31 protein-coding genes and 1 riboswitch are annotated in these 26430 nt (G+C 37.4%); of the genes, 4 read left to right on the top strand and 27 right to left on the bottom strand.

The genetic code is table 11. The annotated features are described in order from the left end of the window. Positions 1–16: 16 nt before the first annotated feature. Positions 17–1735 carry an HD-GYP domain-containing protein gene (locus ACP3VS_RS14555; RefSeq protein ID WP_031417025.1) on the bottom strand — a complete coding sequence of 573 codons (1719 nt, stop codon included), beginning with the start codon at positions 1733–1735 and terminating at the stop codon, positions 17–19. Between the two features lie 749 nt (positions 1736–2484). On the opposite strand from ACP3VS_RS14555, the gene ACP3VS_RS14550 reads away from it, so the two are divergent. Then, complete coding sequence (locus tag ACP3VS_RS14550) at positions 2485–3888, top strand: S-layer homology domain-containing protein (protein ID WP_036162156.1); 1404 nt, start codon at positions 2485–2487, stop codon at positions 3886–3888. Between the two features lie 24 nt (positions 3889–3912). Here ACP3VS_RS14550 and recO read toward each other — a convergent pair whose 3' ends face one another. The 13 genes from recO to rpsU form a co-directional block, all read right to left on the bottom strand. Then, the gene (recO, locus tag ACP3VS_RS14545; protein ID WP_036162158.1) at positions 3913–4701 is read right to left on the bottom strand and encodes a DNA repair protein RecO; all 789 of its coding nucleotides are present in this window, start codon (positions 4699–4701) and stop codon (positions 3913–3915) included. A 191-nt stretch (positions 4702–4892) separates the two neighbouring features. Further along, positions 4893–5810 carry a GTPase Era gene (gene era / locus ACP3VS_RS14540; protein WP_036162160.1) on the bottom strand — a complete coding sequence of 306 codons (918 nt, stop codon included), beginning with the start codon at positions 5808–5810 and terminating at the stop codon, positions 4893–4895. After that, positions 5797–6210 carry a cytidine deaminase gene (locus tag ACP3VS_RS14535; protein WP_008179431.1) on the bottom strand — a complete coding sequence of 138 codons (414 nt, stop codon included), beginning with the start codon at positions 6208–6210 and terminating at the stop codon, positions 5797–5799. The genes era and ACP3VS_RS14535 overlap by 14 nt, the downstream gene beginning before the upstream one ends. Positions 6211–6275: 65 nt before the next feature. Continuing rightward, the gene (locus ACP3VS_RS14530; protein ID WP_012295251.1) at positions 6276–6626 is read right to left on the bottom strand and encodes a diacylglycerol kinase family protein; all 351 of its coding nucleotides are present in this window, start codon (positions 6624–6626) and stop codon (positions 6276–6278) included. Further along, entirely contained in the window at positions 6627–7100 is a 474-nt protein-coding gene (ybeY, locus tag ACP3VS_RS14525) for an rRNA maturation RNase YbeY (protein ID WP_012295252.1), read from the bottom strand. It abuts the gene before it with no gap. 8 nt (positions 7101–7108) lie between these two features. Then, positions 7109–9229, bottom strand: coding sequence for an HD family phosphohydrolase (locus ACP3VS_RS14520; protein ID WP_426389070.1), 2121 nt, complete (start codon positions 9227–9229; stop codon positions 7109–7111). Positions 9230–9496: 267 nt separating this feature from the next. Next, positions 9497–10453 (bottom strand): PhoH family protein, encoded by a 957-nt coding sequence (locus ACP3VS_RS14515; RefSeq protein WP_031417032.1) that lies wholly within the window; start codon positions 10451–10453, stop codon positions 9497–9499. Between the two features lie 2 nt (positions 10454–10455). Continuing rightward, positions 10456–11568, bottom strand: coding sequence for a sporulation protein YqfD (locus ACP3VS_RS14510; protein WP_426389067.1), 1113 nt, complete (start codon positions 11566–11568; stop codon positions 10456–10458). Position 11569: 1 nt separating this feature from the next. Continuing rightward, positions 11570–11818: a hypothetical protein gene (locus ACP3VS_RS14505; RefSeq protein WP_012295256.1), complete on the bottom strand. Its 249-nt coding sequence runs from the start codon at positions 11816–11818 to the stop codon at positions 11570–11572. A gap of 55 nt (positions 11819–11873) precedes the next feature. Beyond that, positions 11874–12353: a hypothetical protein gene (locus ACP3VS_RS14500; RefSeq protein WP_426389065.1), complete on the bottom strand. Its 480-nt coding sequence runs from the start codon at positions 12351–12353 to the stop codon at positions 11874–11876. A 25-nt stretch (positions 12354–12378) separates the two neighbouring features. Continuing rightward, positions 12379–13383, bottom strand: a complete 1005-nt coding sequence (floA, locus tag ACP3VS_RS14495; protein ID WP_008179446.1) for a flotillin-like protein FloA — start codon at positions 13381–13383, stop codon at positions 12379–12381. A 3-nt stretch (positions 13384–13386) separates the two neighbouring features. Further along, the gene (locus ACP3VS_RS14490) at positions 13387–14715 is read right to left on the bottom strand and encodes an NfeD family protein (RefSeq protein ID WP_031417037.1); all 1329 of its coding nucleotides are present in this window, start codon (positions 14713–14715) and stop codon (positions 13387–13389) included. A gap of 301 nt (positions 14716–15016) precedes the next feature. After that, positions 15017–15190, bottom strand: coding sequence for a 30S ribosomal protein S21 (gene rpsU, locus ACP3VS_RS14485; RefSeq protein ID WP_004227078.1), 174 nt, complete (start codon positions 15188–15190; stop codon positions 15017–15019). Between the two features lie 256 nt (positions 15191–15446). Continuing rightward, a riboswitch (cyclic di-AMP (ydaO/yuaA leader) is annotated at positions 15447–15586 on the top strand. 113 nt (positions 15587–15699) lie between these two features. Here rpsU and ACP3VS_RS14480 point away from each other — a divergent pair. Both ACP3VS_RS14480 and ACP3VS_RS14475 read left to right on the top strand, forming a co-directional pair. Further along, positions 15700–17037, top strand: a complete 1338-nt coding sequence (locus ACP3VS_RS14480) for a TrkH family potassium uptake protein (RefSeq protein ID WP_036164226.1) — start codon at positions 15700–15702, stop codon at positions 17035–17037. 26 nt (positions 17038–17063) lie between these two features. Continuing rightward, positions 17064–17720 (top strand): potassium channel family protein, encoded by a 657-nt coding sequence (locus ACP3VS_RS14475; protein ID WP_012295261.1) that lies wholly within the window; start codon positions 17064–17066, stop codon positions 17718–17720. A 48-nt stretch (positions 17721–17768) separates the two neighbouring features. Here ACP3VS_RS14475 and ACP3VS_RS14470 read toward each other — a convergent pair whose 3' ends face one another. The 8 genes from ACP3VS_RS14470 to ACP3VS_RS14435 all read right to left on the bottom strand — a co-directional run bounded on the left by ACP3VS_RS14470 (position 17769) and on the right by ACP3VS_RS14435 (position 23612). Continuing rightward, positions 17769–18338 carry a manganese catalase family protein gene (locus ACP3VS_RS14470; RefSeq protein WP_031417041.1) on the bottom strand — a complete coding sequence of 190 codons (570 nt, stop codon included), beginning with the start codon at positions 18336–18338 and terminating at the stop codon, positions 17769–17771. A gap of 24 nt (positions 18339–18362) precedes the next feature. Further along, complete coding sequence (locus ACP3VS_RS14465) at positions 18363–18626, bottom strand: spore coat protein CotJB (RefSeq protein ID WP_144787431.1); 264 nt, start codon at positions 18624–18626, stop codon at positions 18363–18365. Continuing rightward, entirely contained in the window at positions 18623–18847 is a 225-nt protein-coding gene (locus tag ACP3VS_RS14460) for a spore coat associated protein CotJA (protein WP_031417042.1), read from the bottom strand. The genes ACP3VS_RS14465 and ACP3VS_RS14460 overlap by 4 nt, the downstream gene beginning before the upstream one ends. A 126-nt stretch (positions 18848–18973) precedes the next feature. Beyond that, positions 18974–19645 carry a deoxyribose-phosphate aldolase gene (gene deoC / locus ACP3VS_RS14455; RefSeq protein WP_012295263.1) on the bottom strand — a complete coding sequence of 224 codons (672 nt, stop codon included), beginning with the start codon at positions 19643–19645 and terminating at the stop codon, positions 18974–18976. Between the two features lie 524 nt (positions 19646–20169). After that, a complete protein-coding gene (locus ACP3VS_RS14450) occupies positions 20170–20709 on the bottom strand; it encodes a hypothetical protein (protein WP_426389059.1) in 540 nt (179 codons plus the stop codon). After that, on the bottom strand, positions 20710–21246 hold the full coding sequence (locus ACP3VS_RS14445) for a replication-relaxation family protein (protein ID WP_426389057.1): 537 nt from the start codon (positions 21244–21246) through the stop codon (positions 20710–20712). A gap of 4 nt (positions 21247–21250) precedes the next feature. Continuing rightward, positions 21251–22546 (bottom strand): FtsK/SpoIIIE domain-containing protein, encoded by a 1296-nt coding sequence (locus ACP3VS_RS14440; protein ID WP_426389055.1) that lies wholly within the window; start codon positions 22544–22546, stop codon positions 21251–21253. 181 nt (positions 22547–22727) lie between these two features. Then, positions 22728–23612, bottom strand: coding sequence for a helix-turn-helix domain-containing protein (locus ACP3VS_RS14435; protein ID WP_426389053.1), 885 nt, complete (start codon positions 23610–23612; stop codon positions 22728–22730). Positions 23613–23785: 173 nt separating this feature from the next. Between ACP3VS_RS14435 and ACP3VS_RS14430 the strand changes: the two genes are divergently transcribed. Further along, a complete protein-coding gene (locus tag ACP3VS_RS14430; protein WP_036123276.1) occupies positions 23786–23989 on the top strand; it encodes a helix-turn-helix domain-containing protein in 204 nt (67 codons plus the stop codon). Between the two features lie 107 nt (positions 23990–24096). Here the strand turns inward: ACP3VS_RS14430 and ACP3VS_RS14425 are convergent, their stop codons facing one another. The 5 genes from ACP3VS_RS14425 to ACP3VS_RS14405 form a co-directional block, all read right to left on the bottom strand. Then, positions 24097–24567 (bottom strand): hypothetical protein, encoded by a 471-nt coding sequence (locus ACP3VS_RS14425; RefSeq protein ID WP_426389051.1) that lies wholly within the window; start codon positions 24565–24567, stop codon positions 24097–24099. A 105-nt stretch (positions 24568–24672) separates the two neighbouring features. Next, positions 24673–25011 carry an aconitate hydratase gene (locus ACP3VS_RS14420; RefSeq protein ID WP_426389049.1) on the bottom strand — a complete coding sequence of 113 codons (339 nt, stop codon included), beginning with the start codon at positions 25009–25011 and terminating at the stop codon, positions 24673–24675. Then, positions 25005–25229, bottom strand: coding sequence for a transcriptional regulator (locus ACP3VS_RS14415; protein ID WP_426389048.1), 225 nt, complete (start codon positions 25227–25229; stop codon positions 25005–25007). Before ACP3VS_RS14415 ends, ACP3VS_RS14420 begins: the two co-directional genes overlap by 7 nt. Before the next feature lie 126 nt (positions 25230–25355). Continuing rightward, positions 25356–26012 carry a M15 family metallopeptidase gene (locus ACP3VS_RS14410; protein WP_426389046.1) on the bottom strand — a complete coding sequence of 219 codons (657 nt, stop codon included), beginning with the start codon at positions 26010–26012 and terminating at the stop codon, positions 25356–25358. Then, the gene (locus ACP3VS_RS14405; RefSeq protein WP_036217002.1) at positions 26009–26413 is read right to left on the bottom strand and encodes a phage holin family protein; all 405 of its coding nucleotides are present in this window, start codon (positions 26411–26413) and stop codon (positions 26009–26011) included. The genes ACP3VS_RS14410 and ACP3VS_RS14405 overlap by 4 nt, the downstream gene beginning before the upstream one ends. Between the last annotated feature and the right edge of the window lie 17 nt (positions 26414–26430).

Below are 26430 nucleotides of genomic sequence, written 5' to 3'. Positions count from 1 at the left end.
AGGCAACTCCCTCTTCTTATGCTTTATAGGTTGAAAATAAACGCTCTTGCATTTTTTCCTCAAACGAAAACTTTTTCACGCTCATACCAATCAAGCTAACAAGTAATTCCTCTATATCCGCTAATGAATAATATAGAAAGGCTCCTTCTCGCATCGGACGAACTCGCTTTTCAACAGTTTGTTCATCCTCAATAAAATAAGCAACATTAACATCACAATGCCCCATTAGCTGAGTAATACGTTGATCATCACCTGGATTTATGAAGAAAGGTACAATTTTATCAATATACAGAATACTTTGCACAAGCTTAATGAAGAAATTTTCACGAAGGGTTGTTTCCACAACTAGAATGGTCGTTTTTTCATGCTGATAGTCCATATACAAAACGTTTAATTGCTCTTCTAATAGTTTCTTTAAAATAGAAATAGAATTTCTATATTTCGTCATATCCGTTTGTATTTCTCTTGTTAACAGACGTAATATGCGAAAAGCTGGTAAGAAAATTTTTAGGACAATTTCTTTCGGGTGTAAATGATCAATTAATTTACTAAAATGCATTCTTAAATTAGGCTCGTCACACCTGATTAATTGTTCCACGAATAGGTTGAAAATCTCTTCAAAGCTATTTGCACGATAATCAATCATTTTTGCGATTCTAACACTATAATTCAAGGGCAGGTTCATGGATTTTTGCTCATCCAATAATTTCACTTTGGGCAAGGTAGGAAATAAATCATAAACAAGCTCGACTTGTGCACTACGATTATCTGAAAGCATTACAACGGAGTTGACAGGGTAGATGCCTAAACATTCTACAAATTTATGCATAAATTTTTCGTTATACAAATGTCGGTCCTTGTATAAAACAGCTAGCGCATCCGTTGCTCCATAACCATCGTGATAGACTCGCTTAGACGTCATCGCTGAATACACATCAATGATTTGTAGCAACTGTACCCCTTCACTCATATCATCTGCACAGAGCTGATTAGGATAGCCTTTCCCAGCAAAGCGTTCATGATGATCTCGTGCTAAATAGGCGATTTCTTCCTCGTTATTTTCTAAAAGTAACTCATAGCCCTTAGTTGTATGTGTTTTAACAATTTCAAACTCATCCTCTGAGAGTTTTCGTTTTAAATTTAAAATTTCTTGGGGGATAAAGACCTTTCCAATATCATGGAACAAATAACCTCTTGCTAATGTTTCGATATCTGTCAAACCTAAATAACGAGCAAAAATGGTTCCTAATACAAATACATCAAATGAATGGACAAAAGAATATTCATCCCATTCCTTTAAACGCATAAGTAACTCATAGCGATGTTTCTCTTCTAAAATCTTTTCAAAAACCCCGCGAACATAAGCAGTGTCTTGTATGCTTTTTAGTATTTGACCATAACGCAATTCATGGACAACATTCTCTAGGGTTGTCATAAAAAGTTGATGGACAGTTTCTTTATAGTCATCGATTGGGTCTTTTTCCTCCATTAGTGGTGAAAATAAATCTTCGTATTCTCTCGTTCGCTGAGCACTTAAATCATGAACAATTCGAATCGAATCCGATGGTAGATAGACAGATAATTCATCCACTTTTCGAAGTTTAAGTAAAGCAATAATTCGCTCCGTTAACACTAAATCCTTTTTAGCCAATAAACGATAATCCGAAAAAATATCTTCCGCTAAAATATCATTCGCTTCAACTTCACGAATACTTAAGGTTACTTTTCGTAGCATATTTTCTGCCACATACGCAATGTACTAAGCACTATGTGACTCCCTCCTTCTTCCATAGGACTGCGTTATTCTGATAAACGTATAAAAATACGCTTTGCTGATAGAGGCTTGTTTTCTATTTCATAGGCATGTCAGATCTATATTAAGTACATTTATTTCGACAGGGGATTAAACGACTAAGTTATTTTAAAAAAATATAAATAAGAATATCTATACCAATTACAATATCATAGGTTAAAATACCTTTTCAACTAGTATATGGGACTTGAGTGATTAGTTTCTACTATTTATATATTGAAAACCGCATAAAAACACATGACTATTTTCACAATATTGTATTCTTAGATAAAGAATAAAATGGAATAACACGATATTTAGACTCACAAAATAAATATATAAATTTATTATTTAATAAAAAAAACTAAAATTATGTAAAAATTTTATTTTGTAAAAATTGAAATTTTATTCATTTATAACATAGCTTAATAGGAACTGTTGGTTTAGGATTTTGACGATTCATGACCTATTACATAATACAAAGGATATAATTTCCTCTATTCGCCGCTCCAAAATTTTGGTATAAATAAGGTATTATAGTTAGTTTTAGCTGTTAAATATTGAATAATTAGCAAGCTAAAACTATACCACCCTTTCCACATTCATTCGTCCGGAAGTCTGAACTGATACATAGGAAGGTCCGCAACATTCATACTATAAAATTTTTAATATTACCATTTGGAGGAATACTTTTGAAGTCTCAGCGTTTATTTCAACTAGCGATGGCATCAGCACTTGCAACAAGTGCGATTGTCATTACACCAACAGCACATGCAGCAACATTTTTCCCTGATGTCAATCCAGCAACAGAAGAAGGAAAGGCTATTATGGAATTAGCCGGACGTGGCATTATTTCTGGCTATATGGATGGTACATTTAAGCCAGCTAATCCAATCACACGAACACAAGCGGCTAAAATTTTAGCAGGTATATTGAAGCTAGATACGATTCATGTCAAAAACCCTCAATTCAAGGATATTAAGCCGGGATCGGAAAACTACGGAGCCATTGCGGCCTTGGCAAATGCGGGTATTATTAATGGTGCAAATGGTTATTTCTACCCAAATCAAAATATTACACGTGAACAAATGTCAAAAATGATTGCAAAAGGTTTTGGCCTGACAAGTTCAACTAGCGCAAAGCTACCCTTTACGGATGTAAAGAGGGGAACTGAATTTGAGCCTTATATTCAAGCTTTGTTTGACAATGGCATAACAAAAGGAACATCACCAACAACCTACGGACCAAAAAGCAATGTGAAGCGTTCCCAGTTAGCCGCTTTTGTAGTTCGTGCTGAAAAGATGCTTGGAAATGCAACTGTTTATGCTAGCCAATTTAACCAAGAATATATCATGGCTGTATATGGTGGTATCGAACCTGCAGAGGCTATTTTCACATGGGATGAAAATGAGGATATGTCGGAAGCTATTACGATGAAGCCTCTAAAAGAAGGTACAGGAAAATTAGTGATAACTGGATTTTCCGATGATTCAGAGGATTTTATAGATATCTTTTATTTAGTACATGTTAAAAATGTAAATGGCAAATTGAAGGTAACTCTTGAACAAGTACAAGAAGGGGATTATACAGAAAATTTACCACTGGATTTATCTGAGAGCAAACTATCATTTGTCCCAACACAGGTCACTGTGCAAAATGCGAATGGGCAGGCACTTGCTTCTAATTTATATAATTTCAATACAACTGATCAAACTTTGTCTATTTTGCAAAATGGAGAGTTCATTGTTACCTTTTCAGATGGTGAGCATCAACAAAAGATGGCTGCTGATGTATACTCGCTTGATTTAGTTCGCTATATTGATTTGTACCATTTTACAGATGAATTAACTTTGACGACACAAGCATTGTCTTTTGAACCAGCTAGTGTGGCTCTAGAGGATTTAGGTTTTGAACCCGCCTCTGTAAAAGCTACAATTGTTAAAGGACAACTTCTTATTACACCTAAAGCGGAAGGCTCAGCTGTTCTCCATTTAACAGGTAAAAATGGAGAAACGGAGTACCTTTATATTGAAACTAAAAAATTCGCAGGTCAATGGGCATTACTATATAACCTAATGTCAGATGGAGAATTTTAAATCACATAAAATGCCAGAGGAATGTTAAGGTTCCTCTGGCATTTCTTCGTTTGTAGGGCGTATTTGTAATTCAGGGGTTCTTTCCAGTTGCTCGATGAATTTTCTCGTTTTAAAACGAATTCCGGTTTGTTCCTCATAGATAGTTGTTATAATTTTTTTGATAAAATATTTCGTTTCCTTTTTTAATTCTATTTTCCCAATTTGATCGATGGGAACGGTATAAAACATACGGATAAGCTTAAGCTGCGTTGGCGTTAAACGAATAATATAGGGATCATGCTGATAACAGCGATGACATAAAAAACCTCCTTGTGCAAAGGAAAAAGCAAATTCCCCATCTACAGCACCGCATGCAGCACAGGCATGTAATATAGGTTGGACTCCTGTATAGGGTAGCATCTTCCATTCTGCAAAGAGTGTGATGGATTCAGGGTCATAGCCATCCTCTATCGCTTGTAGTGCTTGCAGCAGAACATCAAAGGCGAAAGGCTCTGGTTTTCCTTCTTCTACGACTCGCTCCACAAGTTCCATAATATAGCTAGCATAGGCAGTAGCCATAATATCCTCTCGAATATGGCGCATTGAATTCAAATGCTCCCCTTGCTGTAATGTGCCCATACCAGTATGGTGTTGTACCATAAACATGCCATATGTAAATGGTTGTGTGACCGAAGCTAATCTACTAGAAGGCTTTTTAGCACCTCTCGCCATAGTAGCTACCTTTCCTGCCTCTCGTGTAAGCAACGTAACGATTTTATTGGACTCACCATAAGCGCGTACTTTTAACACAATTCCTTCCCATTTATGAAGCATAGTCCCCCTCCTTTCCTGTAAACTGTCCATGAAAATAGAGCTCTCCAAAATGTTTTGGACAGCTCAAAGTAAAAACTATCAATTTTGTCTAGGTATAGAGAAATCTCTCACCATTTAGGAGGGTATTCACACCGCCAATGCCATAAACTTATTTTTTGACGGTGTTTCCCTACCTATGTCAGCAAAGCCTGTTAATACTCATCATCTCGGAAGCCGAAATCACGTAAATGTGTTGATTTATTACGCCAATCTTTTTGGACCTTGACCCATAGTTCTAAATAGACTTTAGAACCTAAAAGCATTTCGATATCCTTTCGTGCACGTGTCCCTACTTCTTTTAATAGGGCTCCACGCTTACCAATGACAATACCTTTTTGTGAATCACGTTCAACCATTATCGTGGCTGCTACATGAATTTTATCATTGTTCTCCTCATCTCGACGGATTTTATCAATAACAACCGCAATAGAATGCGGAATTTCTTCGCGTGTTAAATGTAACACTTTTTCACGAATAAGCTCAGAAATGATGAAACGCTCTGGATGGTCCGTCACTTGATCTGCAGGGTAATATTGAGGCCCCTCTGGTAAATACTTCGGCAATGTGTCCAATAAGCTTTCTACGTTATTGCCTTGTAACGCTGAAATAGGAATAATTTCAGCAAATTCATAGCGTTCCTTATAGCTCTCTATAATTCCAAGTAATTCATCTGGATGAATCTGATCGATTTTATTAATAACAAGGAATACCGGCGTCGAATTTCCCGCCAACATTTCAAGAATAAATTCATCGCCTTTGCCAAGCTTCTGCTCAGCATTAACCATGAACATAATCACGTCCACTTCACGCAATGTATTTTTGGCAACTTTCAACATAAAATCGCCAAGTTTATGTTTGGGCTTATGGATACCTGGTGTATCAATAAAAATCATTTGGCTATCAGTTGTTGTCAGTACACCTTGTACTTTATTTCGTGTTGTTTGTGGTTTATCACTCATGATCGCAATTTTCTGGCCAATGACACGATTCAAAAATGTCGATTTGCCAACATTCGGGCGACCAATAATAGAGATAAAGCCTGACTTATAGCCACTTCTAGTTTCCAGCATTCTCTAAATCCTCCGTTGTAAATGCAAACGGTAATAATTCGCCCACTGACGTTACCGTAACATCACCTTTTAAATTCGTTAAATAAACAGGCATCGTCGGTGCGCAAAATTCCATCATCACCTGACGACATGCTCCACAAGGTGCGCATGGGCCTTCTGTATCTGCAACAATGGCAATAGCCTCGAATTCATAAGTACCTTCTGACACAGCCTTAAAAAATGCTGTACGTTCAGCACAATTCGTCATACTATAGCCTGCATTTTCAATATTACAACCGTGAATAACTTCTCCGGCCTTCGTTAAAAGAGCTGCTCCTACTTTAAATTTTGAGTATGGAACATATGCTTTTTCACGCGCTTTTTTAGATTCCTCTAGTAATGCATGCATATCAATTGTCATCTATCATATTTCTCCCTCACGTTAGTATAATACAGTTCTTTTTTCATATCAGATACTCACTTCGATTACAACCATTTGGGTAGGAAGATAAGTAATCCGATTATAGCACTGAATAGCGCAAATACAAGCACAGCACCTGCTGCGATATCTTTTGCCTGCTTGGCGAGTGGATGGAAGTTCGGCGAAGCCAAATCCACAACCCTCTCAATAGCTGTATTGATCATTTCCAATGCAAACATAAGTGCTATTAATAGTAGCACAATATACCATTCCGTTCGAGACAAACCTGTAAAATAACCAGCCAGTATGACAATGACTGCACTCACAATATGTGATTTAAAATTTTGTTCTGTACTTGCAGTTATAATGCCTTCAAACGCATAGCCAAATGATCGCAAGTATTTACGCAAATTCATTTAATCTCGTCCTAAACCAAAAGTTTGTAATATTTCATCTTGTTTTGTAAACATTACTTTTTCCTCTTCAGGCTCCATATGGTCATAACCGAGTAAATGTAAGAAGCCATGGACCGCTAAAAAACCTAACTCTCTTTCAAAGGAGTGATTGTATTCCTCGGCCTGCTCTTTTGCACGATCTGTAGAAATAATAATATCGCCTAGTACACGGGGCATTCCTTCAAAAGTTACTGCCATTTCACCTTCACCTAGTTCCTCCAATGCAAAGGAAATGACATCGGTTGGTTGATCTTTCCCACGATACTCGCGGTTTATATCTTGAATCGTGTCATTTGTGACAAACGTTACAGAAACCTCTGTTTCTGGTTCAATGCTTTCTACACTCGCTGCATGTTGCAAAAGCTTTTCTACAAGCTCTGTATGCTGTGCTGCAACTTCATTTGTTTCATCAGTAAAATCAATTGTTAAAATCATAGATCCTCCTACTTATCTGCCTTAGGATACTCAATACGTGAATGGAAAATTCCGTTCAATGTTTCGCAAAGTACTCTCTCTATACATTTTAACTCTTTTATTGAAATATCGCATTCATCAAACTGGTTATCTTGTACTCGATCGTCAATGATAGCTCTTACTAGCTTATGAATTTTCTCAGAATTTGGCTCTTTCATTGAACGCACTGCTGCCTCTACACTATCTGCCACACTTATTACGGCCGCTTCCTTTGTTTGCGGTTTAGGACCAGGATATCTGAAAGTAGCTTCTTCAATGGATTTCCCTTGTTCTTTCGCTTTAAACAAGAAAAACTTTAACAGACTTGTCCCATGATGCTGCAGCGCAATATCAATAATTTCCTGAGGCATTTTATAGCGTCTTAACATGTCAGCACCGTCAGTTGTATGGGCAATGATAATTTCTGCACTTGTTTCAGGAGGCAATGAATCGTGCGGATTAATACCTGACATCTGATTTTCAATGAAAAAAGCGGGTCTCTTCGTTTTTCCGATATCATGATAGTAACACCCTACACGTGCTAGTAAACCATCTGCTCCTATTTCTTCGCAGGCAGCTTCAGCTAAGTTTGCGACCATTACACTATGATGATATGTTCCTGGTGCTTCCATTAGTAATTTTTTTAGTAATGGATGATTCGGATTCGATAGCTCAATTAAACGTAATGACGATAATAAACTAAATGCTGACTCAAAGAATGGTAAGAGCCCCATTGTCAACGCTCCAGAAAGCAATGCAGATAACATGGCTGCAACAAAGTAAAACACTAATTCTGGTAAACCATAGGATGATTGTGTCATTAATAAATAAAAGGCGATAAACGCCATATTCACAAGGGAGATAACCGCAACTGCCTGTAAAATATGTGAGCGCTTTTCAACACTACGTAAAAAGAATAAACTTGCAAACCCTCCAAAAATGATATAAAGCGTAATTTCCATTTGCATAACGGATGAATAGCCTTCTTGAAAAATAACGCCAGCTGAAGCAGCAGTCATGACTGTAACAAGCACTGCGGCTTTATCATCTGCCAGCAGGCGCACAAGCATTGTAGCCAATGCTGTTGGGAAAAGAAAGGCAATGGTCACATCAAACCCGCCAGAAACTAAACTAATGAATTTCATTAGCACGATGGTCAAACTATAAACAATCACTGTTACCAACAATGCATTACGTTTTTTCCGTTCGTTAGCCTCCCAGCGCTCGAATAAAATATACATAAACACCATTTGGAGCAGTGTTAAAATTATGAGTCCTGCAATCGGTTTTAAGGAAGCTTGATTACTAATCATCCCTAAAAGCTCTAATTGTCGAAATGCCTCTTTATCAATAATCTGGCCTTCCTGCACAATAATCTGACCTTGTAAAATTCTTGTAGGCTCAACGCTTTCCTTCGCTTGCTCTCTTCTTATTTTTGTTTGCTCTTCGTTAACGGTTTCATTTTCAATGATACTTGTACGACCAATTAAAACAACCGTATTGAATATTTTATCGGGATACCCTCTTTGTCCTCTAATCTTCGTCTCAAAGTCATTTTGAGCGACAAAGACATTTTCAGGTCGAATGGATTTTTGTAAGTATTCCTCTACTGTTTTGGATAATTGGATACTTGTTCTATTTAAATCCTCATCGCTTTGCACTAATAGTCCTTCTAGCTGTGAATCCGTAAAGATGAGTGGCATTTGATCTTCATCGAGCGATTCAAATTTTTTGCGAAGCTGCCCTACTTGATCGGCAATTGCAATTGGTTCCTTGCTATTGGCCACATCCTTTTTTACCTCTAGTACATAATCAAATAACGATGTGACAATCGCTGCTCGCTGCTTGGCGACATCCTCCGAAAATTGATAGACCGGGCCTACTGCATTTGCGGCTTTTTCCCGCTCTTGTTGTGTCTTGTAGGTATCTTCTATTGTTTTAGTAGATCGTACGGTTTCAGGCGCTAGCTGTAAAGGTTTGAAATCATATGTAACTCCTTTAACATTGCCATACATCAAGCCAAATTGTAGGCATCCTGTTAAAATGAGAATGATGATAATAAAATAGCGAAAACCGATAAGCTCAGTAAATTTTCGAAGTTGTTTCTCCATCTGGCACCTCCTCTATCTACCTACTATCATACCAATTCAACATACATTTTTCTCGAAAAATGTATAAGAAAGCAAAAAACAGCTATACAAATTCGTATAGCTGTCACATTTTTTTCCATATTTTGATCATTTTCTTAATTCACAGTCATGGGGCAGACTTTTTTTAAACACGGTGCCCCTGTCGCTTCGCTTTCGGGGCAGACTTTTTTAAACACGGTGCCCCTGTCGCTTCGCTTTCGGGGCAGACTTTAGAATGGCTTTGCCATTCTAAAGTTGCTGTTCTTCGTAGGCTTGGATGATTTTGGCTACTATTGGGTGGCGGACGACATCACCTTGTTCTAACACTTGGAAATGAATCGATTTTACATATTTTAATGTGCGTTCTGCCACGATTAAGCCAGACTCCGTATTTTTAGGCAAATCGATTTGTGTTTTATCACCTGTGATGACCATTTTCGAACCAAAGCCTAGTCGTGTTAAGAACATTTTCATTTGTTGATGAGTTGTATTTTGTGCTTCATCTAATATAACAAAAGCATCATCTAGTGTACGGCCACGCATGTAAGCCAATGGTGCAATTTCAATGGTCCCGCGCTCAATTAATCGTTGCGTCTGTTCAGCCCCGTAGATATCATTTAAGGCATCATAGAGAGGTCTTAAATAAGGATCTACCTTTTCCTTTAAATCACCTGGCAGGAACCCTAGAGACTCTCCTGCTTCAACAGCAGGACGAGTTAAAATAATACGCTTGACATGCCCATTTTTAAGTGCCTGCGTTGCCATGACTACCGCTAAATACGTTTTCCCAGTACCGGCTGGACCAATACCAAAAACAACGTCTTTATGACGGATTGCTTGTATGTATTCTCGTTGACCAATTGTTTTTGCACGAATGGGTTTACCTTTGGTCGTGCGTGCTATTTCTTCATCATAAAGCTCTGCGAAATATTCAATGGTACCTTTTTGAGTCATTTCAATAGCTGTCGTTACATCACGTTGATCAATATTAATTCCTTTGCGAATGACCTTCAATAATGCATGCAGCAGAAATGTTGCCTGTTCCTTAGCACTTTCTTCACCCGCAAGTTGAATTTGTTCACCACGGGTAATGATATGAACATTAAGTGCTTCCTCAACTAGCTTCATATTTGCATCGGAAATTCCGAGTAGCATAACCGCTTCGTTTGGATTATCCACTTGTAATACAGTTAACTGTTCTGACATAATCATTCTCCTTGTAGGCCATGTATTGGACTTGCAATGTTTTCATTGACTAAAAATAGAACTTTCCCTTCAACTGTACCATTACCCCACTTTGCCTGTAAAAGGTTTTCTTTTTTGATGATTGATTTGGCAGGTAACGAACGTATTACTTTTTCATGAAGAAGCGGGATAAGTAAAGACTCGATTTTCGATTCATCAAGCTCCACCTGCATCGTTTTCGTTTGCTGCTCCTCTACAATTGAAACATAAGGGTCTAGCCAATTCGGTAAATCCTTTTTTTGCACATAATCAACCTTTTCTTGATGAATACCTTTCACCAAAACGCGCCATTGCTTTTGTTGCAATGTTTCCATTGTAATTTTTGTAGGAATTTTAAAGGTACATTCAAGCCAATAATCTGCAAAAACCTCGCCCTTTGCGCCGACAAAAACATAATCCGCTCCACTTTCAATCACGCCACTAACAAGAACATCCCCCTCATAGGCTGTATCATTCACTGAAATTTTCCGCTCGCCATTTTGGATATCAAAGTGAGTAATAATACCACTTTTGGTTGCTACTAATTGCGACGCTAATTTTTCATTTGCCTGCTTCGTTTGTTTAGGCGATTCCTGTGGCCTTAGTACAACTCGCCCTCCATTTTTTTCAATATGCACCCACGAGAGCTCTAGATGCTGTTCTAACAGCTTTTGGCGAATAACCGTATTAGACGGTAAATTTTTTTTAGAAAGCGGTGTTTCTATTTGAAAGGTATCATGAAACGTTTTACCTAGGCGCTGCTCCAGTTCTGGTGTTGCTGCTTCAATGTCTACCTTCCAAATCACCTGCGCACCAAGTATTGGAATGGCAATCATTAAAGCCAGACCAAGCAAAGTCCAAACCTGAGCTCGAAAAACTTGCTGCTCATCGGCGTAAAATACAGCCATTTTCAAGCGAAAGCCTCTTCGTATACGACGAATTTTAGGTAAATGATGCATCGTTGTTTCAAACGAAACCTCTTGTTCTCTAAAGACGACACGCTTTAAAGGAACATGTTGTGCGTGCAATGCTTGAATAAAAGGATGAACATTTTCATGGCGCTTTATACGTATAATGATTGGCCGATTATTCCACATTTTAACTCACACCCATATTCTTTGTCATTTTCATATGAATCTCTTGTAAGTTTTCAACAGAGAGATGAAGCATTTCTTCTTTTAGTGCATGAATTTTCACCAAATCAGCCGTAACAGTAATATGATAATCTGCATAAGCAAACGAACAGGTCGTTGCATCTGCATGAATAAAACGGTAAGGTCCAATAATTTTTAATGATTCATATTCTGACAATTCAAGTAGTGGCGTTAATTGAAATAATTTTTTCATAAAAAAATGCCTCCTTCTTCGGCAATATATGCATCGAAAAAGGAGGACATGCTAGTTATTTTCTTTTTGCTTTTGGAGGGCCTAATATTTCAGCCATTACCACAGCCTGCATGAGAGCATTTTTAGATTGCGGGACTTGAAAAGGAGAATGTGTCCCAGTTACTTTCACTTCTTCTTTCCCAGCTGCTAATCGTCCTTTTTGCTCTCGGATAAACGAGCGCTTTGGCACATCCGCTGGAATGACAGGTGGCGCAACATAGCTTGGGACTTCCTTCGTCACTTGTTCCTCAACCAATTTCTTAGTCTCTTGAACCTTTTCATTTTCCGGAATCCAATCCCCTATAAATTCTCGAGCAAAATCTTCAAAACTTTGTGGTTTTTGATGATGCTGTGGAGTTTCTTCAAGCACAGGTGACTCTACACGTGTGTCCTTATTATTAAAAGGAGGCATTGATTTTTGTGGTTTTTTATTTTTTGATTTTCCGAAAATAGAGCTGACTATGGCAATTATTGCAATAATAATTAATTGTTCCATTTGTTAGTTCTGCTCCTTTCCGTTTTTAAACATTTGGTTCGTTTGTTTCTGGTTTATCGTTACTTACTTTTGAAATGGAATCACGCATAGCCGTATCAGCTTGAATATTACGATAGTTCATATAATCCATTATGCCAAGATTACCTGAGCGTAATGCTTCTGCCATCGCTTGAGGTACTTCTGCTTCTGCTTCTACTACTTTCGCTTTCATCTCTTGGACGCGGGCAATCATCTCTTGCTCATTCGCTACAGCCATTGCACGACGTTCCTCAGCCTTTGCTTGAGCAATGTTTTTATCTGCTTGCGCTTGTTCAATTTGTAATTCTGCCCCAATGTTTTTACCGATATCTACATCAGCAATATCAATGGATAAGATTTCAAAGGCTGTTCCAGAATCCAAACCTTTTGATAAAACGGTTTGTGAAATCATATCCGGATTTTCTAATACTTCCGTATGGCTAGTTGCTGAACCAATTGTAGAAACGATCCCTTCCCCTACACGGGCAATAACAGTTTCTTCACCAGCACCACCAACTAAACGCTCAATGTTGGCACGTACGGTAATACGCGCTTTAGCCTTTACCTCAATCCCGTTCATTGCTACACCTGAAATAAATGGTGTTTCAATCACTTTTGGGTTTACAGACATTTGAACTGCTTCAAGTACATCTCGCCCAGCTAAATCAATTGCAGCACAGCGCTCAAAGGATAATTCAATATTCGCACGGTGTGCAGCAATTAATGCATTGACAACTCGGTCTACATTACCACCAGCTAAATAGTGACTTTCAAGCTGGTTTATCGTTACAGGTAAACCTGCTTTATGTGCTTTAATCAATGGATTTACAATTCGAGACGGAATTACACGACGTAAGCGCATCCCAATTAATGTGAAAATACTAACACGGACGCCTGCAGCCAGTGCAGAAATCCATAGTGCTACTGGTACAAAGGTAAAGAATACCGCTAGTACAATAAATAAAATAACCAGTCCAGCTATAGGACCAATTAATGCTAAATCAAAACCCATTTCCTATTCCTCCATCTCTTTTTTTGTTTGTCTCACGACAATACGTGAGCCTTCAACTTTAATAATTTCTACATGTTTATTTGCATCGACATAGCCACCCTCTGATACAACATCAATGCGTTCACTGTCAAGAACCATTGTACCCGCTGGACGTAAAGGAGTAAGTGTAGTCCCTACTTTTCCTAACAATTCTGTGCGATTGACGTTGGAGACATAGCCCTCTTCTGTCGTAGTTGCATCCATTAACACCAGCCTGTTTAAGACATGCAGTTTTTTCCCGAAAAATTTCATCAGAATCACCATTCCTATAATCGCTATTACAAGCGCAATGAGAATTGCTATTATCATTTGCATAATATTTGCACCTGCCAGTAATAAACTTAGTATTATGAGCACACCACCTAAAATACCGACAATTCCACCAGGAACAAAAAACTCTGCCACTACAAGTGCTAAACCAATAATCAATAACAATAAGGATTCATAGCCAGCAAAGCCCGCAACCATATGTCCAAAGAAAAATAAACCAAGCGCTGATAATCCCATTATACCCGGAACGCCAAATCCTGGCGAATAGAGCTCCATGACAAGACCTAGACTTGCAATGGATAATAAAATTGGAACAATAATTGGATTTGTAATAAACCGAGCTAATTTCTCAGAGAATGTTGGTTCGATTGAAACGACATCACGATCTTGTAAGTCTTTTTTCTCTAAAAGTTCCTGAAAATTTTTCACGGTACCCTCTGAGTATTTGACCTTTAATGCCTCCGATGCTGAAAGCGTTAATAAATTTTTTCCCTCCGCACGATACTCTGGCAATTCATAATTGGAATCAGCCATTGCTAAAGCATACTTTGGATCTCGACCAGATGTCTCTGCTGCTGCTGACATTTGAGCAAGCCACGCACTATTTGCTTTCAAATCAGCTGTATTACCCGCTGAATCGATAACCGCTGCAGCACCGATTGTTCCATTGGGCACCATGTAGATTTCATCCGCGTGTAAGGCTAAAAAAGCTCCTGCTGAATGGGCATCCTTATTAATAAAAGCAATTGTCCATATATCCGTTGCATCCATAAGCATGGCGATATCACTTGCTGCATTTACAAATCCGCCAGGCGTATGTATATCTAAGATAATCGCTTTCGCATTGTTTTCTTTAGCCTCATTAAAAGCTCGTTCTAAAAATGCGTGAAGCCCTCGCTCTACTTCATTATGAATAGGAACGTGGTAGACCTTACTGCTTGCAAACGCCGAAGTTAATGGAAACGCTAACAAAAAAGTCATCCATATTACTAGTAAATAGCTAAGGATTCTCCGTTTTCGCACCTTTTTCCCTCCCTTCTAACATGCTTCTCCTCTGTATATACGGTCAAACATGTAAAAAGTTTCACATATCTGAAAAATTATTTCGACTATTTGTACATGTTGCTTACAACTTAGTATTACACAAAAAAGCCGAATGAATCTAGTTGATATCCATCCGGCTTTTTCATATGTACGTAAATCGAGCAATGTAAAATACCTGAAATTAATTACATCTGTAATTAATTCCAGGTATATCTTTGTCTGCTCAGTGAATCATACGATTGCGTGTTATGAACGTAGGGATTTTTAATGGGAAATTAAATTACCACTTACGTTTACGTGCAGCTTCTGATTTCTTTTTACGTTTTACGCTAGGTTTTTCGTAGAACTCGCGCTTTCTAACTTCTTGAATTGTACCACTTTTTGATACAGTACGTTTGAAGCGGCGAAGAGCATCTTCAAGCGATTCGTTTTTGCGAACGACAGTTTTTGACATCTCTCTTTCCCTCCCTCCGAACACACGTCAATACACAATTTAGGCAAATCACCTTCTGTTGTGTACTAAAAAATTATATCGTATTGTCTAATAATGGTCAATAGAAAGTGTGCGAAAATATCAAGTGAATTTTTGGTTTTATTTCTAATTGGAATTCGAAGAGCAAATTTGGCTCCCAATAAAAAAATAATTGTATTTTTCTATTCATATAGGGGTTTACAAAAAATAGAATATGGGCGTAGAATAATCACATTCAATTTAATACTGGCCAAATCTCAAACATTGAGAACGGAGGACCCAATATATTGGGGTTAATTCTGCACATGCAGAAAGGATGAGAAACTCTTTCGCCATCCTACCCGTCAGCTAACTTCGTCGGCTAAAGCGAAGGAGGTCCTATTCGACCACCTATTAGCATGTTTTCTCCTATTCTTTACATGCTTTTTTAGTTGGTCTTTTTTTATGCATATTTAAAATCAAGTAATTTAACATCTATAGAGGAGAACAAGATGAACACTTTTAGAAACACATTAAATCCTCCCAAAATTCTTGTACTTGGCTTTGCACTTATTATTATCATCGGGACTTTTCTTTTAACGATGCCTCTTTCTACAGAAGATGGAAAAGGACTTTCGTTTTTAGATGCATTATTCACCGCTACATCAGCAACTTGTGTAACGGGATTAATTGTTGTCGATACAGGTGATACATTTTCAGTTTTCGGAGAAGTAGTCATTTTATGCCTAATCCAAATTGGTGGTTTAGGATTCATGACATTTGCAACATTGTTATTTTTACTACTCGGGAAAAAAATATCTTTAAAAGAAAGACTTTTGCTTAAGGAAGCATTTAATAATATTTCCATTGCTGGTCTTGTTAAATTAGTAAAGAGAATACTGCTCTTTACAGCATTGATTGAAATAATTGGTGGTCTTATTTTATCGATTCGTTTTTCTTTTGATATGCCTATAGGAAAAGCTGTATATTTTGGCTTTTTTCATGCAATTTCTAATTTCAATAATGCAGGTTTTGATTTAATGGGCGGATTTAATGGAATGACAGCTTATGTAGATGACCCATTCGTCGTTTTAACAATTTGCGCGCTCATTACAATTGGAGGCTTGGGGTTTATTGTCATGAATGAACTATATGAATATCGAGTTACTAAAAGACTTTCCGTTCATACAAAAATTGTTTTAGCGTCTACAATTATTTTAACGGTAAGCGCTACAATTTTGATATTTTTGTTTGAATTTGGAAATGATAAAACACTTGGTCCTTTAACTGAATGGGGCAAAGTATTAGGTTCTTTTTACCAAGCTGTTACACCAAGAACAGCAGGTTCCAATACACTGGCTATCGGTGACTTAACACATTCTACATTATTTTTAATAATTCTCTTAATGTTTATTGGAGCTGGATCTGGTTCCACTGCAGGTGGTATAAAAATAACAACTTTCGCAGTATTAGTTGCTACAATGTGGTCACAAATCCGGGGAAAAGAAGATGTTGTTTTATTTAAACGTAGAATTGTCACTGAGACTATCTTAAAGGCTTTGACTGTCACAATGTGTGGCGTACTTATCGTTGTTGTGGTGACAATCATTCTTAGCATTACTGAACAACGTCATAGTTTCATGATGTATTTATTTGAAGCAACCTCTGCATTTGGTACTGTCGGTCTTTCGATGGGGTTGACACCTGAGTTATCCCCTACTGGTAGAATTCTCATTATTTTAACGATGTTTGCTGGAAGACTAGGTCCATTAACCATTGCTTTCGCTATTACAAAACGACGAAAAACAGAAGCCTTTCGACATCCTAAAGGTAATATTATGATTGGATAACAAAATTAGAGGAGTGTGCTATAGCTATGGCTATTAAACAATATGCAGTTATTGGCCTAGGAAGATTCGGAACAAGCGTTGCCCGCAGGCTCCACGAAGCTGGACAGGAAATTTTAGGAATTGATATTAACGAAGAAAGAGTGGAGGATGCAGAACCCTATGTTACCCACGCTGTAGTAGCTGATACAACTGAAGAAAAAGCTTTAACCTCTATTGGTATAGGAAATTTTGATTGCGTTATAGTGGCTATAGGTAACGATATGCAGTCAAGTATTTTAACGGTATCTCTATTAAAAGAACTAGGGATAAAAAAAATTATTGCTAAGGCCCTTGGTAAAAGACATGGGCAGGTTTTGGATAAAGTAGGTGCTGATTGGATTATTTATCCCGAGCGAGATATGGGAGAGCGCGTGGCAAATCAGCTATTGTCTCCGAATATGCTGAATTATATCGAATTGTCTAAGGAATATAGTATAGAAGAAATTATGATCCCTTCAAAAATGGCTGGGCAAAATCTGCGAGATTTAGATTTGCGTGCGAAATATAACGTTAGTGTTATTGCCATTGTTCGAGTAGGAGACATCATTATTTCCCCTTCCCCTGAGCAAAACTTGGAACAGGAAGATATTTTAGTGATGATTGGTCATCGAAAAGATCTCGCTTTTTTTTCAAACATACAATAACAAAAAAAGGCTGTTTCAAGACCCCTTGATACAGCCAGCCACTTTTTCTTAGAAAATCTTCTGTTGATCCCTATCATCTTTTAAAATTTCTACTGCCTCTCTAAAACGTTGAGAATGGACAATTTCACGTTCACGTAAAAACTTCAAACTGTCATTTAAATCGGTATCATCAGATAAATCAATAATCCATTGATAGGTGGCACGTGCCTTTTCCTCAGCCGCAATATCTTCATATAAATCTGCTATTGGGTCCCCTTTTGCCTGAATATAAGTTGCTGTAAATGGCACACCAGAAGCATTTTGATAGAATAAAGCTCTGTCATGATTTACATAATGGTCCCCTAATCCCGCTTCTTTTAGCATTTCTGGCGTAGCATCTTTTGTAAGCTTGTAAATCATCGTAGCAATCATTTCTAAATGGGAAAACTCTTCAGTCGCTATATCTGTTAATAATCCAACCACTTTATCAGGAATCGTATAGCGTTGATTCATATAACGAAGGGCTGCTGCTAATTCCCCGTCAGCTCCTCCATATTGCTCAATTAAAAACTTAGCAAGCATAGGGTTACAAGTACTAACCTTTACCGGGTATTGAAGTTTTTTTTCATAATACCACAAGAATAAATTCCTCCTAATGATTTGTTATACTTGCCACGGCCATGGGGTATCAACCCAATTAAAAGGATAATCTGAATAACTTCTTCCAAAATTCATTAATGGTCCAAACTTTTGTTCAAAATTCACTTTGAGCTTCATACTTTTTTCGGTGTTTTCATTAAATTGTTGAATAGCAGTATAGTCATGTGGATGTGTATCTAAATAGAGATTTAACTCAACGATGACGAAATCAATTGCCTGTATTTCTTCAAGTAAGGTATAAAATTCGGGCGGCATCTTTTTAGTCATGCTTTCTCCCTCCTTTTCATCGGAAATGGATAGGGGCTAAATAATTGTGGCCATAGTGTTCCCGCCCTAAGTGTCTCTCTCGGGGTTTGGAATTGGGGGAGTCCAGGTGGTTGAAAGCCCATATATAATTGTGGTGGCGTAGCATAATACTTTACTTCGATGGGCTTGCAGGGATCAAAGGGACTAATATAGGGCTTCCAATACTTATACTGCGTAAACATGACATCCTCCTTTCTATATTCAAAATCATCAGTGGAGTATATGTGATGGTAGTAGGCATTATTCTACATGCAAAAAAGCCACTAGCTTCTTACAGAGCTAGTAGCTTAATATCCATAAAGAAATTATTAATAATTAGAATCTGCTATTAAACCATTCATGATGGCTACGCCAGAGCTTGCACCAATACGAGTTGCTCCTGCTTCCACCATGCTTTTCATATCCTCTAAGCTACGAACACCGCCTGAGGCTTTAACACCAAGTTCAGGACCTACTGTTTTACGCATTAGGGCAATATCTGCTGCCGTTGCGCCACCAGTTGAAAAACCAGTAGATGTTTTTACATAATCAGCACCAGCTGCCACAGCAAGCTCACATGCTTTTACTTTTTCTTCATCTGTTAATAAACATGATTCAATGATGACTTTTACAAGTGCGCTGCCTTTAGCTGCTTGTACAACTGCAGCGATGTCAGCTTGTACAAGGTCATAATTTTTATCTTTCAATGCGCCAATATTAATGACCATATCTACCTCATTTGCACCGTTCGCAATTGCATCTTTTACTTCAAATGCTTTCACAGCTGGTGTATTGGCACCAAGAGGGAATCCAATTACCGTACAAACTAACACGTCTGATCCTTGTAATAATTCACTACTGTGTTTCACCCAAGTCGGATTTACACATACAGAGGCAAAATTAAATTGCTTCGCTTCTGCACATAGTTTTTCAATTTGTTCTTTTGTTGCCTCAGCCTTTAATAATGTATGATCGATCATACGCGCAAAATTTTGTTCCATTTTTTAACGCTCCTTCTTCAATCAAGATGTACGTACCTCTTCGAATCATACCATTTTTTCACGTTGTCGTCTAATTTCTTTCTATTTAAAAAGATTGTTGGTGTTGTCCTTGTGAATGTAGCTTTTAATTATTAGCTATAATGAGGGTCCGTTCAAGTAATAGTATCCTTGAACAACTTTTACATAAGTATAGTTTACCCCCTAGTGAAACAATTAGTCCTTTAAAAAAAGAGGACAAAAACAAGCATAAAAAAATCTTTAAAGTATTGATTTTAAAAGGTTTATGTTATCATAAATCACGTATCTAAAATAAGTACACTACAAAATAATTTAAAATGAGAAGAAACACAAGGTAATGTGAAGTTGAAAGGATGATATACATTATGAGTAACGAGCGATCAAAAATCGTGAGTTTCCATACTCTAGGTTGTGGAGTAGTAAACAATAATATGATTGCGTAGGAACCTATTAATATCAACGTCTCACCCCCTTGGATTTTTCCCTCTAATTCACTACTTTTTATATTAAATCGCCTCTCCTATTGTCTTTAAGATTTCTAAAAACAATGGACTTAGGTTTATCAATACATAACCTAAACCAGCATTCATAATCATTGACCACGCTTTTTCAGAATTTCCAAGCATGAAGAAGAAACATGCACCTACCATGATCACTGAAGCTATAGGAAAACTAATTGCTACTAATATTTGAACGACAGGATCTAAAGCAGTTGCTAATATTTCTAAAGACTTATCAGCAATGATTCCAGTATGTTGAGGTATTGTATTAACAGGGATTGTGGATAGTGTGGATGGTATTTGTGCAGTGACTGGTTCTATTGCTTGTTGTATTGGTGCACTTACAGGTATAGCTGCGGAGGAATAAGTGTTATTGAATTTATTGAACATGAATAGTCCAGTGCCAATGGCTGTTAATGTTGGAACTGATGCAGCCAAAGCTACATGTCTTAAAGTTGCATACTTTTCATCACTTTCAAATCGATCACTGTAATCCGTGTATTCATTAAACGGTACCACTTCAGGTTTAATACGTTTCTTAAACATCTATATTCCCCCTCTAATTTCATTAATTGTGTACACCTTGCACTTTAGCCCTCCACAGGATGCTTCTAGCTGTTGCCTACGCAATTCTGTTGTTGTTAGCCATACAAGTGTTGGGTAATAACCTAATTGCTTCACAACGCTTGGCATGAGCTCCTTATAGCTTTTAATCTTTTCGCGATTTTCCTTCATCGTTTGAATATTATCAACCTCTAAAAAATGTTGAAATCCATTTCGTGAGAACATGCTATCCACAACGATACTATTGGTGCTATCCGATATTTTGACTTCATTCTTCCAGTCATGCGGACACTTATAAAATAGCCAGAATTCGTTTCGCATGATTGTATGTTGAACATGTGCATTTTTCCTGCGAATCTTGTCACAGTCAACATACAGTCGCCCTAAATTGTTGAGGTAATAAATTGTTTCATAACTATTCCGAACGGATGATAGATAGCAGGATAAATTGTGGAGGACCCTATTTGTATTTCGCTTTTTACCTAAATTAAAATACCGACTAAGCTGATCACGCGTCATAAAATCAAACTTCTTCAAAAGTAACAGTATCTGTTCGTCTCGGCTGGATAGCTGTTTCTTCAACGCGCTCCCCTTTCGTAATGATATGAGGTTGAATAGTATCGTGGATAATTTGAGGTGTGATTAGTGGTGTTTGAAGTATTTCTCTTTTGTCGGCTGTTTGGTAAATGGCGCGACCTTTAATCATTGGTAATGACTCGGCACCCTCTGTATCCAGTACAACCCTTGAAGCTACTCCTGATTGCACTCTAAAACATAGCTTGGCATCAGCATTTTGCTTAACTTGTCTAGGGATGACGTCACCTACTGGATACTGCGTGGCTACAACTAGCCTAAAGCCTAAGCCTGCACCTAGTCGTACGATCTGTGACATAAGCGTCTGGCATTCCAGTTTTAATCGTTTCTCTTCTTTCGTCACTGCTTCTGCTGCATTCAATTCGCCTACTTCATCAATGACAACAAAGTAACGTTCCTTTATCCCTGCCTCTTGTACATTCTTCTTTCCTATGCGCTTTAATTCACGTTGTATATGCCGCATTTGATCATATGCCAACTGTAATGTGTGGAGGGCATCATGTGGTTCGTAGGCAATGGAAATCGTTTGTTTAATATTTTCATAGTCGCACAGTTCCACTCCACCTTTTAAATCAATTAGGTAAAGGTTGGTGTGCTCTGGTACACACTGTACCAGACTGCAAATAGTCGAATTAATGAAGTTACTCTTTCCATACCTTGTGGCACCACCTAAAACTACATGTGGCACCATTTCAAAGTTATGATACTTAAACTCATTCATAGCCCTAGTAACGCCTACTGGCACACGCCAACCTTTGCCTGAAGTATATGGCACTTCCTTCGCTAATGGCTTTTCATACACTCGAACAATTAACAGACCATCATAAGACAATTCAAGTTCTTTTTGCTCCGTCAGCTTTGCCTTCCACAATTGTTGAAGTTGTAGAAGAAGGTCTCTGTTTAAATCCAGTTGTCGTAAATCATTAAAGGTAATATTCTTTCTACGATTATTCAGCCCATCCTCAAAGACCTTTAGTTTAGCTTCGTAATCACTGAATGAGCGACCAAGCGGAATCCTGTACTTATATTCCCAACCCCACTCATATTGTTTTTTCTTAACAAGTTGCGTGGTTAATGTATCTTTACCATCTCGAACATTTAATCCAGACAAAGACATAATGCGTTGGATCTTCCCTGAATCATTTGAGGATAGTCCCCTGTGTTTTTGAAATGCCTTTAACGCAATTCCACCCATCAATCCAGTTGTTAATATTTCAAACAGCACACTTTCACCCTTTCTTTCTTAATCAGCGTCACGGTTCTCTTACATAGTAAGAATCGCATATAATGAGCAGTCTAAAATGAAGTGCAAACCATTGATACAACAACATCTCACATATGCCCGATGTAATTCTCACATGGCATTAAATAAGGCACAGTATCGGGTATACGAATGGGCATAAAAATCACCATTCCAACCAGTTATCCAATGAGGCAGTACTTATTGATTGTGGACGGCTATCACGCTCATTCAGCCAGTTATAGAAAGGCACAGGACGTTCTTTAGCAGGAGTTTCTTCTATAGATGAAGATTTGTCAGGCTTCACTTTCGAACGTCCTACAGCCTTGTTATATGCTCCTGTGAATACGGCTCTTAATGTGCTTGCAATAGTTAAAGTACCTTCTTTAATGTCCATAGCAATTTTAAATAGCACGTTCTTAGCTTTTATAAAGTCAGGTGTGTTTTGAACCTGTGCAGCTAATACAACTTTGTGTAACTCATCTTTCAAGTTGTCAGCTAAAGGCAAGCTATTCATGAAATCAAATAGCATCACCTGATATTCATTCATGTATTCCTTACGAGCTTCTTTTTCAGCATGTGCTGATTCATATACTTCTTGTAAATTGCTTGTTTTAAAAGAAGAAAGATAAAAAGAACTAGATGGTTGGTTTTCAGATTGTGGACGGCAAACCTCGTCAGTACTAGCTTCATCGACTGTCTCTCGTTGGGACACGCTCGATGGGACATAAGGTAAAATGCGATAAATACTAGCCCCTTTGATGCCGTTTAATTTAGTACTTGGTACTTTTTCGATAATGCCTAACCCTGCTAGTTTCTTCATTGATCGATAAACCGTCTTTGTGCTTATCTCTAATGCTGCAGCAATAGTACTCGCTTTCAAGTGGCATACACCTGTGTGTTCTAAGCTGTGTGATGCAAGTTTGTAAATGATGGCTCTTTCTGATTCTGTTAAGTCGTAATAGTGAACAGCCATGTGGTCCTCCACACTCTTATCCATATCTGCTATTGAATCGAATGTTATGTATTGTGCTAGGTATTCGAATGTCATTTGTATTCCACCTCATTTCCACGCATAAATAAAATTATTAAATTTCATTATTTATTGATTTGAGTATAGATTATTAAATTTAATAATTCAAGTATTTAATAAAAATTATTTATTAAATTTATGGATTTGTGTATAATGGGATTTAAGGAGAATATAATTAAAGAGGTGAAATCATGGAACTAAAAGTTAAATTAAAAGAAGTGTTAAATGAACGAGGAATGTCACAAGTGGAATTAGCAGAAAAGACAGGATTAACACGTACAGTAATTAGTGAACTCGCTACTAATAGAAGAACCTCAATTAACCGTGAACATATCACCAAAGTTCTACAAGCTCTAGAAATTACCGATTTAAATGAAATGTTTGAGATTAAGTAACAGATAACTAATTAGGGTTGTCTGTTTTTTTGTATGTTGTGGGAATAAATTTGCAAGTACAAAAAAAGACCAGGTACTCAATTTCATTTGAGCACCTGGGATCTCTTTTAAATTAAACAACGTCCTATTTCTTCTAGCCACGTTTTCCCGCCATAAACAACAAAAGTTGTTTCATTACCTTTCACATCAAAAACCTTAATTCTTTGTGAAATAAAAAGATTTAAGCCAAGTTCAGCTCGATCTACATCCTCCAAACTAATTTCCCAATATAATTTAGGGTTAATGTTTAGTGCATGTGCACAAAAAATAAGACGTTGATTTGTTAATAGCAAACGGCCACCATCTGATTTTGTTGCACTATAATAGATATTCGCCATACCTGACCGTATTGGCAGCTCATTTGCACACATCTCAATTTCATGGAAAAAGATTTTTTTATAGGTTGGTTTAAATTCATTTAAATCATATGTTAACTGTTTTGCTTCTGATGTGATGATGTAACTGCCACAGTACTCACATATAGAGTCTTCAGGATTAAAAGTTGCAGCACAGTTTGGGCAGTTTAGGGCTTTAACCATCGCTTCATCGCTCCTAATATGTATTTATTTATAAAGTATACTTTAATTTACTTAATGTACCAATACTTTATAAACCATAGACCAGATACTCATACTCGTACCTGGTCACTCTAACTGACTAATTAATAATTTTTCTACCTGAGTTTTCAAAGCCATATTAGCGTAGCGCAGCACAACATCATTACCAGCTGTAGCTATATGCATATCGCTAAAATACTCATCTATCTTTTCTACCTTTACTAATCTTATCTTGTCTTTTGCTAACAACCTTTTTGAATTGTAGTAATCCTGTGTTATGTCTTTTAATAACTTATCAAGGATTGATAAATAAACTTTACTCATTTTCAAATTTTCAATTACAGAAAAGTCACGTTGTAATGATTGAACTGCCATTTCTAGAATTAAAAATTTATGAAAAAGTTTCCGTTGTTCAGGTTTCAGCATACAACGGAACGATCCTTGTGGATGACCGGAACAACCGCCAACACACTATCAATCATAAATGTTCGTTTGGCTTGCCTTGTAAAACAATATGCTTGAAACGAATTACCAACAATTTTAATAATCTTGATACGTCTTTTTGACACTGTTCCATCTTTGGCCATGTACATCATATTTAATAATTGGTCACGTCGCATAGCTTTAATTAGTTGTTCTTTCATCATTCCGCACCTCTCAAATAAGAACATTCGTTTGTATTATTTCAGAACATATGTTTGCATTTTGACAAGTATTAATTTGTGGAAATAAAAAAAGCCCATTACCTCAATTGGTAACGGGCATCAGTTTTATCGTTGGGAGATAATAATTTTTAAACCTTCAAAATCCCCACTTGTCATAGTTCCTGAATCAAATTTATCAAGCCACGATTTATCAATCTTACCTTTATCTACAGCCTGTTTAATGTAATCACGTACAGCATTTTCAGTAGTTGGGTTGGTAAATCTCATTGTGTCATCATCCTTTTCTTTTGGTTTATCTTTAACGATTAGTTGTACTTTCATCTTGCTATTAGATGGTACAATTACTTGTCCTTCTAGCTTGTACCCTTTTGGCATAACCCAATTTAAAGGAATCTCGAAGTGTGGAGCATCATAATTTCCTGCTTGCCAGTAACCACCCCACTCAATACCTAGTTTTTTAGCAATTGCACCTACCTTTGATAAAGTTGAAATATCATATAAATTTCTTGGAGGCGCAACAGCAATATCCCAGGCTCTACGTGATGTATGATTACTTTTGAGTGTCCATGTAACTTTTTGCCCTGGTCTAGTTCGACCTTGCTCATATAAGTAATTTTGGCGTGCTTGGCTGCGATATGTTTCTGTGATAAAAATGTCTACAATTCCAGCTTTGAAGCATTCCTGAAAAAGTAATCGACAAGCTGTTTGAGCAGCTGCGGATAATTCACTTAAATCACGGCATGTTTGAGTTACGCTTGTCATTTAACCTCACCCTCTCCTGTTTTATCCTTCACAATTGCTAAAATATTTTTTACAAAGTCAGGCATTGGCAAGCCCATTTTAGTACCATTTTCTGTGATCGATATAAATTCCAATACACAAAATGCAATGGCTGCCCCATCCCCTGCATACTCAATACCAGGAATCACAACAGATAATAAATAAACCGATCCCACTAGCATTAAGTAATAAATCTTGCGTATGATACCGTTAAATCCTGTACGACTGTTTAAGTTTTGATTGACGACTCCACTCATGATGCCAGTTGCATAATCAATTGCCATGAAACCGATAAGTACCGTCACTGCCATTCCTAGTCCATCAACTGAATATGAAATTATTGTGCCAATCGCTCCACTTACTGCAGCAATCCATTTTTCCATTAGAACACTTCCTCTAT

Source organism: Lysinibacillus sp. VIII_CA, assembly GCF_049943995.1.
GTDB lineage: Bacteria > Bacillota > Bacilli > Bacillales_A > Planococcaceae > Lysinibacillus > Lysinibacillus pinottii.
Note: the sequence above shows the minus strand (reverse complement) of the source record. Positions and strands in the feature narration are given on the sequence as shown.

Coding starts and splice junctions, on each gene's coding strand:
- ybeY (WP_012295252.1), bottom strand. CDS start 7,100: ATGATTTTAACAATTGATTTTACTGATGAAACAAATGAAGTTGCAGCA.
- recO (WP_036162158.1), bottom strand. CDS start 4,701: ATGCTTCATAAATGGGAAGGAATTGTGTTAAAAGTACGCGCTTATGGT.
- ACP3VS_RS14510 (WP_426389067.1), bottom strand. CDS start 11,568: ATGTGGAATAATCGGCCAATCATTATACGTATAAAGCGCCATGAAAAT.
- deoC (WP_012295263.1), bottom strand. CDS start 19,645: ATGGAACAAAATTTTGCGCGTATGATCGATCATACATTATTAAAGGCT.
- floA (WP_008179446.1), bottom strand. CDS start 13,383: ATGGGTTTTGATTTAGCATTAATTGGTCCTATAGCTGGACTGGTTATT.
- ACP3VS_RS14420 (WP_426389049.1), bottom strand. CDS start 25,011: ATGCTGAAACCTGAACAACGGAAACTTTTTCATAAATTTTTAATTCTA.
- ACP3VS_RS14460 (WP_031417042.1), bottom strand. CDS start 18,847: ATGTTTACGCAGTATAAGTATTGGAAGCCCTATATTAGTCCCTTTGAT.
- ACP3VS_RS14435 (WP_426389053.1), bottom strand. CDS start 23,612: ATGACATTCGAATACCTAGCACAATACATAACATTCGATTCAATAGCA.
- ACP3VS_RS14475 (WP_012295261.1), top strand. CDS start 17,064: ATGGCTATTAAACAATATGCAGTTATTGGCCTAGGAAGATTCGGAACA.
- ACP3VS_RS14445 (WP_426389057.1), bottom strand. CDS start 21,246: ATGACGCGTGATCAGCTTAGTCGGTATTTTAATTTAGGTAAAAAGCGA.
- ACP3VS_RS14520 (WP_426389070.1), bottom strand. CDS start 9,229: ATGGAGAAACAACTTCGAAAATTTACTGAGCTTATCGGTTTTCGCTAT.
- rpsU (WP_004227078.1), bottom strand. CDS start 15,190: ATGTCAAAAACTGTCGTTCGCAAAAACGAATCGCTTGAAGATGCTCTT.
- ACP3VS_RS14415 (WP_426389048.1), bottom strand. CDS start 25,229: ATGAAAGAACAACTAATTAAAGCTATGCGACGTGACCAATTATTAAAT.
- era (WP_036162160.1), bottom strand. CDS start 5,810: ATGCTGGAAACTAGAAGTGGCTATAAGTCAGGCTTTATCTCTATTATT.
- ACP3VS_RS14450 (WP_426389059.1), bottom strand. CDS start 20,709: ATGTTTAAGAAACGTATTAAACCTGAAGTGGTACCGTTTAATGAATAC.
- ACP3VS_RS14500 (WP_426389065.1), bottom strand. CDS start 12,353: ATGGAACAATTAATTATTATTGCAATAATTGCCATAGTCAGCTCTATT.
- ACP3VS_RS14425 (WP_426389051.1), bottom strand. CDS start 24,567: ATGGTTAAAGCCCTAAACTGCCCAAACTGTGCTGCAACTTTTAATCCT.
- ACP3VS_RS14530 (WP_012295251.1), bottom strand. CDS start 6,626: ATGAATTTGCGTAAATACTTGCGATCATTTGGCTATGCGTTTGAAGGC.
- ACP3VS_RS14555 (WP_031417025.1), bottom strand. CDS start 1,735: ATGCTACGAAAAGTAACCTTAAGTATTCGTGAAGTTGAAGCGAATGAT.
- ACP3VS_RS14405 (WP_036217002.1), bottom strand. CDS start 26,413: ATGGAAAAATGGATTGCTGCAGTAAGTGGAGCGATTGGCACAATAATT.
- ACP3VS_RS14535 (WP_008179431.1), bottom strand. CDS start 6,210: ATGACAATTGATATGCATGCATTACTAGAGGAATCTAAAAAAGCGCGT.
- ACP3VS_RS14505 (WP_012295256.1), bottom strand. CDS start 11,818: ATGAAAAAATTATTTCAATTAACGCCACTACTTGAATTGTCAGAATAT.
- ACP3VS_RS14465 (WP_144787431.1), bottom strand. CDS start 18,626: ATGACTAAAAAGATGCCGCCCGAATTTTATACCTTACTTGAAGAAATA.
- ACP3VS_RS14410 (WP_426389046.1), bottom strand. CDS start 26,012: ATGACAAGCGTAACTCAAACATGCCGTGATTTAAGTGAATTATCCGCA.
- ACP3VS_RS14515 (WP_031417032.1), bottom strand. CDS start 10,453: ATGTCAGAACAGTTAACTGTATTACAAGTGGATAATCCAAACGAAGCG.
- ACP3VS_RS14430 (WP_036123276.1), top strand. CDS start 23,786: ATGGAACTAAAAGTTAAATTAAAAGAAGTGTTAAATGAACGAGGAATG.
- ACP3VS_RS14480 (WP_036164226.1), top strand. CDS start 15,700: ATGAACACTTTTAGAAACACATTAAATCCTCCCAAAATTCTTGTACTT.